This is a genomic window from Paenibacillus artemisiicola (assembly GCF_017652985.1).
Classification (GTDB): Bacteria; Bacillota; Bacilli; order Paenibacillales; family Paenibacillaceae; genus Paenibacillus_Z; species Paenibacillus_Z artemisiicola.
This window is the reverse complement of the sequence record NZ_JAGGDJ010000027.1, coordinates 1-12,144: the sequence shown is the minus strand read 5'-3', so window position 1 is coordinate 12,144 and position 12,144 is coordinate 1. Positions and strand designations below refer to the sequence as shown.

Annotated in this window: 9 protein-coding genes and 1 rRNA gene; 9 read left to right on the top strand and 1 reads right to left on the bottom strand. The window is 55.7% G+C overall.

The window, feature by feature from the left end; all coding sequences use genetic code 11:
- The first annotated feature begins 550 nt into the window (after positions 1-550).
- The 6 genes from dnaA (at position 551) to gyrB (ending at position 6,981) form a co-directional block, all read left to right on the top strand.
- Positions 551-1,903, top strand: a complete 1,353-nt coding sequence (gene dnaA, locus I8J29_RS22895; protein WP_338113266.1) for a chromosomal replication initiator protein DnaA — start codon at positions 551-553, stop codon at positions 1,901-1,903.
- A 252-nt stretch (positions 1,904-2,155) separates the two neighbouring features.
- Positions 2,156-3,298, top strand: coding sequence for a DNA polymerase III subunit beta (gene dnaN, locus I8J29_RS22890; protein WP_208849786.1), 1,143 nt, complete (start codon positions 2,156-2,158; stop codon positions 3,296-3,298).
- Between the two features lie 16 nt (positions 3,299-3,314).
- Positions 3,315-3,530, top strand: a complete 216-nt coding sequence (yaaA, locus tag I8J29_RS22885; protein WP_090649301.1) for a S4 domain-containing protein YaaA — start codon at positions 3,315-3,317, stop codon at positions 3,528-3,530.
- Between the two features lie 46 nt (positions 3,531-3,576).
- Positions 3,577-4,686, top strand: coding sequence for a DNA replication/repair protein RecF (recF, locus tag I8J29_RS22880; RefSeq protein WP_208849785.1), 1,110 nt, complete (start codon positions 3,577-3,579; stop codon positions 4,684-4,686).
- A 31-nt stretch (positions 4,687-4,717) separates the two neighbouring features.
- The gene (gene remB / locus I8J29_RS22875) at positions 4,718-4,966 is read left to right on the top strand and encodes an extracellular matrix regulator RemB (protein ID WP_090649306.1); all 249 of its coding nucleotides are present in this window, start codon (positions 4,718-4,720) and stop codon (positions 4,964-4,966) included.
- A 104-nt stretch (positions 4,967-5,070) separates the two neighbouring features.
- Positions 5,071-6,981, top strand: coding sequence for a DNA topoisomerase (ATP-hydrolyzing) subunit B (gyrB, locus tag I8J29_RS22870; protein WP_208849784.1), 1,911 nt, complete (start codon positions 5,071-5,073; stop codon positions 6,979-6,981).
- A 53-nt stretch (positions 6,982-7,034) separates the two neighbouring features.
- Here gyrB and I8J29_RS22865 read toward each other — a convergent pair whose 3' ends face one another.
- Positions 7,035-7,787, bottom strand: a complete 753-nt coding sequence (locus I8J29_RS22865) for a YheC/YheD family protein (RefSeq protein ID WP_208849783.1) — start codon at positions 7,785-7,787, stop codon at positions 7,035-7,037.
- 384 nt (positions 7,788-8,171) lie between these two features.
- On the opposite strand from I8J29_RS22865, the gene gyrA reads away from it, so the two are divergent.
- The 3 genes from gyrA to I8J29_RS22850 all read left to right on the top strand — a co-directional run.
- Positions 8,172-10,658, top strand: coding sequence for a DNA gyrase subunit A (gene gyrA / locus I8J29_RS22860; protein ID WP_208849782.1), 2,487 nt, complete (start codon positions 8,172-8,174; stop codon positions 10,656-10,658).
- Between the two features lie 44 nt (positions 10,659-10,702).
- On the top strand, positions 10,703-11,788 hold the full coding sequence (locus I8J29_RS22855; protein WP_208849781.1) for an HD-GYP domain-containing protein: 1,086 nt from the start codon (positions 10,703-10,705) through the stop codon (positions 11,786-11,788).
- A gap of 287 nt (positions 11,789-12,075) precedes the next feature.
- Positions 12,076-12,144 (top strand): 16S ribosomal RNA (locus I8J29_RS22850); the annotation flags it as partial.

Genomic DNA, 12,144 nt, shown 5'->3' with positions numbered 1-12,144 from the left:
GCAAGGGCCGATAAGAAAAATCGAACGATGAGCATTCTCCGTAAAAAACGCCTTTTTCAATTAAAACATGCGCATGGGCAAAAGTCAACCTTCCGCTGGCTGCGGGAAGTGTGGACGCGACTGCCAAATTCAAACTGTGGATAAAATAAGAATCGGACGGCGTTCGCGCCGGAATTAATAACATGTGGATGAATTTATCGCACTTTCCCGGATTATGTCGAAATGGTAACAAGATATTAACAATATCTAGTGTTGTCGATAAGTTTTGTACACAACCTATTGAATTTGTGGATAAAAAGGCCGGAATCGTTGAATATCAAGGGTTATTTTGCTATGATGAATATGTTTTCCGTGTGGATGACTCCAAGTACCCCTCGATATTATTAACAGTCTGTGGATAACAATGTGAACAACATTCATCCCCTATTGATAACGATGGTTTGACATCCCTCAACAATGTGGATTCACGCTGCATCGAAATGCCCCCGAATTCGACATTTTCAGCTTGATTGCGCCCTTCGCGGCGATTTTGATAAGGAGTGACCCATTTGTGGATAGCCATACGCACGAAATGTGGCAACAGGTGCTGTCTATCATACAAACCAAGCTAAGCAAGCCCAGCTTCGACACTTGGTTCAAAGCGACGAAAGCTTCCTTCAGCGGAGAATCCGTTGTCGTCGTGACGGCGCCGACGACTTTCGCGGCCGAATGGCTCGAAAGCCGGTATACCAAGCTTGTGCGGACAACGCTTCAGGAATTCCTGGGGCGTCAATTCGACATTAAATTCGTCATCGAAGAGAACAAGCCTCCCGAGCCGGCCGAGATCCAGCCCGTCGTGCAGCCGCAGGTCCCGGTCGGCCCCGAAGAGACGTTCTCGCATATGCTCAATCCCAAGTACATGTTCGATACTTTCGTCATCGGCGCCAACAATCGTTTCGCCCATGCGGCGTCGCTCGCCGTCGCCGAAGCGCCGGCCAAGGCGTACAACCCGCTTTTTCTGTACGGCGGCGTCGGTCTGGGCAAGACGCATCTCATGCACGCGATCGGGCATTATATTTTAGAGCATAACCCCAATACCCGGGTGCTTTACCTGTCTTCGGAGAAGTTCACCAACGAATTCATCAACGCTATCCGGGACAACAAGGGCGAGAGCTTCCGCAACAAGTACCGGAACATCGACGTGCTGCTGATCGATGACATTCAGTTTTTGGCGGGGAAAGAGCAGACGCAGGAGGAGTTTTTCCATACCTTCAACGCGCTGCACGAGGAACGGAAGCAGATCGTCATCTCCAGCGACCGTCCGCCGAAGGAAATTCCGACCCTGGAGGAACGGCTGCGTTCCCGCTTTGAATGGGGGCTCATCACGGATATCCAGCCGCCGGATTTGGAGACGCGGATCGCGATTTTGCGCAAAAAGGCGAAGGCGGAGAATCTCGACATTCCGAACGAAGCGATGGTATACATCGCGAGCCAGATCGACACGAACATTCGCGAGCTGGAGGGCGCGCTCATCCGCGTCGTGGCGTATTCGTCCCTGATCAACGAGGACATTTCGTCGCATCTGGCTGCGGAAGCGCTCAAGGACATCATTCCGACCAGCAGGCCGAAAATGATCACGATGCAGGACATTCAGCAGAAGGTCGGCGAGCTGTACGGGCTTAAGCTGGAGGAGTTCAAGGCGCGCAAACGCACGAAGGCTGTCGCTTTTCCGAGGCAAATCGCCATGTATCTCTCCCGCGAGCTGACCGATTATTCGCTCCCGAAAATCGGCGAGGCGTTCGGCGGACGCGACCATACGACCGTCATCCATGCCCACGAGAAGATCACGCAGCAGCTAAAAGCCGATTCGGAGCTGTTCAAAATCATTCAAACGTTGACGGAGAAGATCAAGAATCATACCTGAACCTGATATCGGAAGCGCATGTTCATAACGGGCTTCAACGTTATGCACGTCTTCAACATTTCATCGGCAAGCCTATGCACACGCTGTACACATGTGGATAGGCTTGCTTTATCCGTGTTGTCGGCACTTATCCACATATTCAGCGCCCCTACTACGACTTCTACTACTTATTATTAAAAGAACATCATTAAATAAAGGTGAAACGCCGCGCATTCCGCTGCCGTGGATCCCGTTCCTTAGGAGTGACTTTTCATGAAATTAACGATCCGCAAAGATCAATTGAACGACGCCATTCAACAAGTTTCGAAAGCATCGTCGTCTCGTCCCGCCATTCCGATTCTGGGCGGCATCAAAATCGACGTTAACCACCAAGGCGTCACCTTGACCGCCAGCGACACGGACATTTCGATCCAAAGCTTCATTCCCGTCGAAAACGGCGAATTCGTCATCGCCAAAATCGAAAAACCGGGAAGCGTCGTGCTGCCCGCGAAGTTTTTCGTCGAAATCGTCAAAAAATTGCCGTCGGACGAGCTGGAGATCGAAGTAAAGGAACAGTTCCAAACGATGATTCGCTCCGGTTCGACGGATATCCAGATGGTCGGCTTGGATCCGGAAGAATTTCCGATTTTGCCGACGATCGAGCAAAGCGAATCCCTCGCGGTACCGGGTGACCTGCTGAAATCGATGATTCGCCAAACCGTTTTCGCCGCGTCGACGAGCGAACAGACGCCGATTTTGACGGGCACGCTCTGGAATCTGGCGGAAGGCCAGCTCAAATTCGTCGCTACGGACCGCCACCGCCTGGCCAGCCGGACCGCATCGGTCGAGGCGCCGGACGGCTACCGGTTCTCCAACGTCGTCATCTCCGGCAAAACGCTGAACGAGCTGTCCAAAATCGTTCCGGACGATCATACACATGTGGATATCGTCGTCGCCGACAATCAAGTGCTGTTCAAAGTCGGCCACGTGCTGTTCTATTCCCGGATTCTGGACGGCACCTACCCGGACACTTCTAAAATTATTCCGCAGCATTTCAAAACAGAACTCGTCCTGCCGACAAAAAAATTGACCGACGCGATCGACCGCGCCTATCTGATGTCGCGGGAAGAGAAGACGAACATCGTCCGTCTCGTCACCCAGGAAGACGGCACGATCGAAATTTCGTCCAGCTCCACGGAGCTCGGCCGCGTCACGGAGCAGGTCGAAGCAAAAGAAATGACCGGCGAGCAGCTGCGCATCGCCTTCAACTCCAAATACATGCTCGATTCGCTGAAAGTCATCGACAGCGAATATTTATTCATCGGCTTTACCGGCGCCATGAGCCCGATCATCATCAAGCCGACGGACCATCCGCACAGCCTGCACCTCATCCTGCCGTACCGGACGACGGGCTGATCAAGGAGGAACGATGATGAAAGAGATTGGCATTTCGACGGAATACATCGCGCTCGGCCAGTTTTTGAAGCTATCCGAATGCATCGACACGGGCGGAGCGGCGAAATTCTTCTTGCAGGAGCACGAGGTCGTCATCAACGGGGAGCCGGACAACCGGCGCGGCCGCAAGCTGTATGCCGGAGATAAGATCGAGATCAAGGGATACGGCGCGTTTACGATCGTGAGACGGTAATGCGGCAGTCCGCTGCCGGCGCCGGCGATGACCGGGAGGCTTTACATTGCGATTAAAATCCATCCACCTGCAGCACTACCGCAATTACGAGGAGATTCAGCTGGCGACCGACGGCCAGGTCAATCTGTTCATCGGGCGCAACGCGCAGGGCAAGACGAATTTGCTGGAAGCGATCCTGGTGCTCGCGCTGACGAAGTCCCACCGCACGAGCAAGGATAAGGAGCTAATCGGCTGGCAGGCCGGAGAGGCGCGCATACGGGGAGAGGTCGAGAAGCGTTACGGCACCGTAACGCTTGATCTTGCGTTGTCCCAGCAGGGGAAGAAAGCCAGGATCAACGGGCTGGAGCAGCGCAAGCTGAGCGATTTCGTCGGCTCGCTCAACGTGGTCATGTTCGCGCCGGAGGATCTCGAAATCGTCAAGGGGACGCCGGGCGTGCGCCGCCGGTTCCTCGACATGGAGATCGGCCAGGTGCAGCCCGGTTATTTGCATGCGCTCGGTCAGTACCATAAGGTGCTGCAGCAGCGCAACAACTACCTCAAATCCACCCTGCCCGGCAACGCCAACGCGGCCATGATGGACGTGTGGAACATGCAGCTTGCCGAGTATGGTGTTAAAATTGTGAAAAAAAGGCAAAACTTCATAGAGAAGCTTCAAAAGTGGGCGCAGTCGATCCATGCCGGCATTACCGCCGGTTCCGAAGAGCTGACCATCCTGTACCGGCCCTCCTTCGAAAGCGACGCCAAGGAAGAAGAATCTATATTATTTGAGCAATTTATGATAAAGTTAACACAAGTCAAGGATCAGGAGCTTCGTCGCGGAATGACGCTCGTTGGTCCTCATCGCGATGACATCGCCTTCTTTATCAACGGCAAGGAAGCGTCGGTGTACGGTTCCCAGGGACAGCAGCGCACGACCGCGCTTTCGCTGAAATTAGCCGAGATCGAGCTGATTCACGAAGAAATCGGCGAATACCCCCTGCTGCTGCTCGACGACGTGCTGTCTGAACTCGACCAGCACCGGCAGACGCAGTTGATCGAAACGTTTCAAACCAAGGTTCAGACGTTCATTACGACGACGGGCCTGGAGAGCGTAGACATCGGGAAGCTGCACGATACCCGGATCTATCACGTCCAGGACGGACGCGTGGCGCCGTAATTGCAAGACGAACGAAATGGAGGGCGGGAGCATGTACATTCATTTAGGCGGGGAAAAAATCATTCGTGCCGCGGAGCTCGTGGCGATTTTCGACATCTCGATCGAGCAGTCCTCCAAGCTGTCCAAGCAATTCGTCGCGCAAGCCCGCAAGCGGAAGGACGTCGAAATCATAGGCGAGGAAGAAGCCAAATCCATCGTCGTGACGGAACACAAGATCTACTATTCGCCCATCTCATCCTCAACGCTGAAGAAACGATCGCACCATTTTGCGACTAGTTAGAGGGTTGTCAGGCAGTCAGGATGCAAAGTGGCAAGTAGGTTGCAGGCCCGAGCAGCGAACGTAATTCGCGACCAGGGTAGTTGAGAGGAGCAGTGAAACCTAGCATGTCGTCGAATCAGCACACGTACGATGAAAGCCAGATTCAAGTCCTTGAAGGGCTGGAAGCCGTTCGCAAACGCCCGGGGATGTATATCGGTTCCACAAGCGGCAAAGGACTTCACCATCTCGTATGGGAAGTCGTTGACAATAGCATTGACGAAGCGCTGGCGGGCTTCTGCACGCGCATCGAAGTGATCATCCACGAAGATAACAGCATCACCGTTATCGACAACGGCCGCGGGATTCCCGTCGGGGAGAACGCGAAGCTGAAAAAATCGACGCTCGAGGTCGTCATGACCGTGCTCCACGCCGGCGGCAAGTTCGGCGGCGAAGGATACAAAGTATCCGGCGGTCTGCACGGCGTCGGCATTTCCGTCGTGAACGCCTTGTCGGAATGGGTCCAAGTGACGGTCAAGCGGGAAGGCAAGGTCCACCGCCAGGAATATCGCCGCGGCATCCCGCAATACGAGCTGCAAGTGATCGGCGATGCGGAGACCACCGGTACGACGACCACGTTTAAGCCGGACGGGGAGATCTTCACCGAGACGCTCGTATACGAATACGAAATTCTTCAGTCGCGGATCCGCGAGCTGGCTTTCTTGAATAAAGGCATCGAAATCGCGCTCTCCGACGAGCGTACGGGCGCATCGCACACGTACAAATACGACGGCGGCATCATCGAGTTCGTCAAGTATTTGAACCGCAGCCGCGAAGCCCTGCACGAAGAGCCGATCTATGTCGAAGGCGCGAAGGACAACATTCAAGTCGAAGTGGCGCTGCAGTACAACGACAGCTACACCGAGAACATTTATTCGTTCGCCAACAACATCAACACGCATGAGGGCGGCACGCACGAATCCGGCTTCAAGAGCGCGCTTACGCGGATCATCAACGAATACGCGCGCAAGATGAACGCCATCAAGGACAGCGACTCCAACCTGTCCGGCGACGACGTGCGCGAAGGGTTGACGGCGATCATTTCCGTCAAGATCCCGGAGCCGCAGTTCGAAGGCCAGACGAAGACCAAGCTCGGCAACAGCGAGGTCCGCGGCATCGTGGAATCGTTCTTCGCCGAGAAGTTCCAGGAGTTCCTGGACGAGAACCCGGCCGTGTCGAAGAAGATCGTCGAGAAGGGGCTGCAGGCTTCCCGGGCCCGCGAGGCCGCGCGCAAAGCGCGCGAGCTGACGCGCCGCAAGAGCGCCCTCGAAGTAAGCGCGCTGCCGGGCAAGCTCGCCGACTGTTCGTCCCGCGACGCGTCGATCAGCGAGATTTACATCGTCGAAGGCGACTCCGCGGGCGGCTCGGCCAAGCAAGGCCGCGATCGTCATTTCCAGGCGATCCTGCCGCTCCGGGGCAAGATCCTGAACGTCGAGCGCGCCCGTCTGGACCGCATTCTCTCCAACACGGAGATCCGGGCAATCATTACGGCGCTCGGCACGAGCATCGCGGACGACTTCGACCTTTCCAAGGCGCGTTACCATAAGGTCATCATCATGACCGACGCCGACGTCGACGGCGCGCATATCCGCACGCTGCTGCTGACGTTCTTCTTCCGCTACATGCGCAAGATCATCGAAGCCGGCTTCGTCTATATCGCGCAGCCGCCGCTCTTCAAGATCGAGCGCAACAAGGTGGTCCGCTACGCGCAGACCGAGAAGGAGCGCGACGCGATCATCGCCGAATTCGGCGAAGGCGCCAAAGTCAACGTCCAGCGGTACAAAGGCCTCGGCGAGATGAACGCCGCCCAGCTGTGGGAGACGACCATGGATCCCGAGAGCCGCACGATGCTGCAGGTGACGATCGAGGATGCGATCGAAGCCGACAATATTTTCGAAACGCTGATGGGGGATAACGTCGAGCCGCGGCGCGAATTCATTCAGGAATTCGCCAAATCGGTCAAGAACCTCGACATCTGATCCCTTCGCGCAAGCAGCGCAGCGAGCCGTCCGAATGTTCGGGCGGCTTGTTTTTATTTCACGGGGCGGCGATAGGCGCGGCAGTACCGTCGAATGCGGCGGAACATCGATTTGTCGTTCAGCTTGCGGAAAATGTAAGGATCCGGCAGCGTATTGACCTCGAGGATCCAAGGCCGGAACGATTCATCGATCGCGATATCGATGCCGATCTCTTTCAGCCGCGGATAACGGGTTTGCAGCTGACGGGCGACGGAGGTGCCGATGTCGGCGAGCCACATCTTGTAACTGTCGATTTGCTCCTTCGTCAAGTGGGAAGTCATCAGTTTGTCGACGGCCATCGGAATACCGCCGCTGTGGTAATTCGTGACGATTTTATCGGGATGGCTCAGCCGGCCGATGATGCCGGTCGTTTCCCAGATGCGACGGGGATTATGCTGCACCATGACGCGGATGTCGAAACGCAGCCCGGTATGGGTGAGCAGATGAATCCCTTGCTGGATGAGGTAGGAGCGGCTTCCGATGCGGGTCTTAAGCGATTCGGCCATCTCGTCGAACGAACCGAACCGCTGCTGGACGGTGCCGGATTGATAGGCGTAGACGTTATCGGGCAGCTTCTCGACCCGCACGACGCCTAAACCGAAGGTCCCTTGATCGGGCTTGACGTACACCATGCCGTGTTCCTCCAGCATGGCCGAGAGCGCCGCGGCGCTCCAACGTTTCGTGACCGGAATCCGTTCGCGCAGCGGCTCCGAGAGCAGCAGCACCTTCGTCTTCGCCCATTTGCTTTTTACGCGTTGGATCGCCAACGATGCTCCACCTTTCATGGTTAGGGTCGGGCCCGAGAATCCCTTGCCTCCAGGAGACAGGGTTGAAATTCAATGTTATAATAGAGATAATGCCTATTTTTTGGTTCTTCCGTCATACGACAGTAACCGACCGCAATTCGTGTTAGTTTATGGCGGATAATCAGGTTTGGAGCGTGTATACGCCCAAAACGAAGGAAGTTTTGGGAACGGAACGCGCGCACGGCAAGTTTCATGTTTGCAAACGTTTAAGGATGGCCGGAAATAGCCGAAACTATAATCATTCTAGTAGGTATTCGCCGATTATTTCCGCTCGTCTACGGTGCCGTCATTCACGTTTTCGGCCGTCGCGAAGCTTAAACATATGCAAACTCTAGGAGGTTTACGATGGCAGAAGAGAACAACCTGCAAGTAAGGGATCGCGATATCGGAACCGAGATGCGCGAATCCTTTATGGATTATGCGATGAGTATCATCGTCAGCCGCGCGCTGCCGGACGTCCGGGACGGGTTGAAGCCCGTGCATCGCCGGATTCTGTTCGCGATGTCGGAGCTCGGCATGTCGCCGGACAAACCGTACAAGAAATCCGCCCGGATCGTCGGCGAAGTCATCGGCAAGTACCATCCGCACGGCGACTCCGCGGTTTACGAGACGATGGTACGGATGGCCCAGGACTTTTCGCTCCGTTATATGCTCGTCGACGGCCACGGCAACTTCGGTTCCATCGACGGCGACATGGCGGCGGCAATGCGTTATACGGAGGCGCGTCTCTCCAAGATCGCCATGGAAATGCTGCGCGATATCAACAAAGAAACGATCGATTTCGCCCCGAACTACGACGGCGAGGAGCACGAGCCGACCGTACTGCCGGCGCGCTTCCCGAACCTGTTGGTTAACGGGTTGACGGGAATCGCCGTCGGGATGGCGACCAATATTCCGCCGCATAACCTGACGGAGGTCATCAACGGGGTGCAGGCGATGATCCGCCAGCCGGATATCACGCCGATCGAATTGATGGATTATATTAAAGGCCCGGACTTCCCTACGGCCGGTTTCGTGATGGGTCGGGAAGGCATGCGCCAAGCGTATACGACCGGCCGCGGTTCCGTTACGATGCGCGCCCGCGCGACGATCGAGGAGAACGGCGGCAAAGCGCGCATCATCGTGCACGAATTGCCGTACCAGGTCGTCAAGGCTCGTCTCGTCGAGAAGATCGCCGAGCTCGTGCGCGAGAAGAAGATCGAAGGCATTACGGACCTTCGGGACGAATCCGACCGCAACGGCATGCGGGTCGTCATCGAGCTTCGGCGCGACGTAACGCCGACGGTCGTGTTGAACAACCTGTTCAAGCATACGCAGATGCAGATGAACTTCGGCTTCAACATGCTGGCGCTCGTGAAGGGCGAACCGCGCACGCTCAATTTGCGCGAGATCTTGTTCTACTACCTTGAGCACCAAGTGGAAGTCATCCGCCGCCGCACCGAATTCGACCTGAAGAAGGCGGAGGCCCGCGCGCACATCCTGGAAGGCTTGCGCATCGCGCTGGACAACCTGGACGAGGTGATCCGGCTCATCCGCGCGTCCCAGACGACTGAAGAGGCCCGCGACGGGTTGATTTCGCGCTTCGGCCTCAGCTTCGACCAAGCGCAAGCGATCCTGGACATGCGCCTGCAGCGCCTGACGGGATTGGAACGCGACAAGATCGAGGCCGAGTACGCGGAGCTGCTCCGCAAGATCGCGGAGTACAAAGCCATTCTGGCCGACGAGCAGCTTGTGCTCCAAATCATCCACGATGAGCTGGAAGAAGTGAAAGAGAAGTTCGGCGACGAGCGCCGCACGGAGCTGATGACCAGCGAAGACGAGATTCTCGACGAGGACCTGATCCCGCGCGAGGACGTGGTCATCTCGGTCACGCACTCCGGCTACGTGAAGCGCCTGCCGGTCACGACGTACCGCAGCCAGAAGCGCGGCGGCAAAGGCGTCATCGGCATGGATACGAAGGATACCGACTTCGTCGAGCATCTGTTCGTTTCCAATACGCATCACTTCCTGCTCTTCTTTACGAACAAGGGCAAAGTGTACCGGTTGAAAGCCTACGAGATTCCGGATCTCAGCCGCACGGCACGGGGAACGCCGATCATCAACCTGCTCCAGATCGAGCAAGGCGAAACGGTCAACGCCGTCATTCCGGTAGAGTCGTTCGAACCGGACCGTTACCTGTTCTTCGCGACCAAGAACGGCATCGTCAAGAAGACGCCGCTCGACGATTACGCGAACATCCGCAAGGTTGGACTGATCGCCATCAACCTCCGCGAAGACGACGATTTGATCGGCGTCAAGCTAACGGACGGCAAGCAGGAAATCATCATGGGTACGAGCCAAGGGATGTCTATTCGCTTCCCGGAACAAGACGTGCGTCCAATGGGACGTTCGGCGACGGGCGTGAAGGGCATCAGTTCCGACGACGAGGACGAGGTCATCGGCATGGATGTCGTCTTGCCGGGCTGCGATATTCTGATCGTGACCGCCAACGGCTACGGCAAACGCACGCCGGAGGCCGAATACCGTTCCCAAAGCCGTGGCGGCAAGGGGATCAAGACGCTCAACGTGCAGGAGAAGAAGGGCTTGATCGTCAGCCTGCGCGTCGTGCAGAACGACGAGGATCTGATGATCATGACGTCCTCCGGCACGCTGATTCGCATGAGCATGGGAGATATCTCCACCATGGGCCGGAATACGCAAGGGGTCCGATTGATTAATATCCGCGAAGACGATTCCGTGGCTACGGTAACCCGGGTCGCGCGAAGCGAAGAGCCGGAGGGCGGAGAAGAGATGGAAGCCGAGGGCGAACACGACGCGTCGGACGAATCGTAATTCCGCAAGGCGAAGTTGAGGCAAGCAAGGTGAGGGAGAGACCAATGGGCACGGTAACGGTTTCGCAAGTCAAGCTGGGAGACAAAATCACGCAAGATGTGTTGACGCCGCTCGGAAGCGTGCTTTTCCACAAAGGGAAGGTCGTTACGCCGCGCGAGCTGGAGATCCTGCAAGCCTTTCTCGTGCCACAGGTCGTCGTCGACGGGCCGCCGGAGAAGAAAGAGGCGGCGGAAGCGAACAGCGATAAAAATCAAGAACAGCCGAAAGAAACGCTCGTGAAGACGTCGCTGATGATGCAATACGACCGTACGGTTGCGCTGCTCAAACGCGTGTTTAACCAAATGATGAGCGGGCAATCGCTGCCAATTCTCGATATTCGCAACCAGCTTGAACTGCTGCTTCAAGAAAGCCAAGCGTATAAAATCCTGACGTTCTCTCCGCAAAACGTTCCGGACGAGGATTACCTATATCACAAGAGCACCATGTCTGCCTTATGCTGCTATATGTTGGCGCAGTGGAACGGATTGCCTAAGAAGGACTGGATGCAGTCGGCTTTGGCCGGGTTGCTGCATGATATCGGCAACGCGAGGATCGACCGCGATATCTTGAACAAGCCCACCAAGCTGACGCCGGACGAGACGGAAGAGATGAAGCGGCACACCGTGCTGGGCTACCAGCTGCTGAAGAACGTCGCCGCCGTGAACGAAGGCGTCAAATTGGCCGCGCTGCAGCATCACGAACGCTTCGACGGCAGCGGCTACCCGCTAGGCATTGGTTCCGAGAAGATTCATCCCTATGCCAAATTCGCGGCAATTTCGGACATTTTCAATGCCATGACGATGAAGCGGGCCTATCGTAAGGCCGCTTCTCCTTATCTCGTCTTGGAACAACTGCATCAGGACTCGTTCGGGAAGCTGGATCCGGCGTACGTGCGGATCTTCATCGAGAAGGCGACCCAGTTCCATAACGGGACGGTCGTTCGCCTAAGCGACGATCGGATGGGGGAAATCGTGTTTTCGGATCGTAACCATCCGACGCGCCCATGGGTTTCGGTTAACGGCACGATCGTGAATTTGGCGATCGAGAGACAGCTATATATCGAAGAAGTCATCACCCGAACAAAGGCTTAAACTTGTTGCTAAATAGCTTGACCCCAGTAGACTAGCTGTGGTATATTACTCCTTGCCCCTTTTGAGGCGCGGTAATGTATCACAGTTTTTTATTAAAACTAAAAATAATGCTTGCAATGAACCAAGCATCTGTGATATATTAATCAAGTCGCCGCTGAGACATGGGCGAACGAGCGAGAAACATTTGTTCCTTGAAAACTGAACAATGAGCGACCTGTCAAAAGGTTTTAACAAGCTAGTTTTTGAATGAGCTAACAAGCGAATTCATAAATGATCTTCGGATCACTTTTATGGAGAGTTTGATCCTGGCTCAGGACGAACGCTGGCGGCGTGCCTAATACATGCAAGTCGAGCGG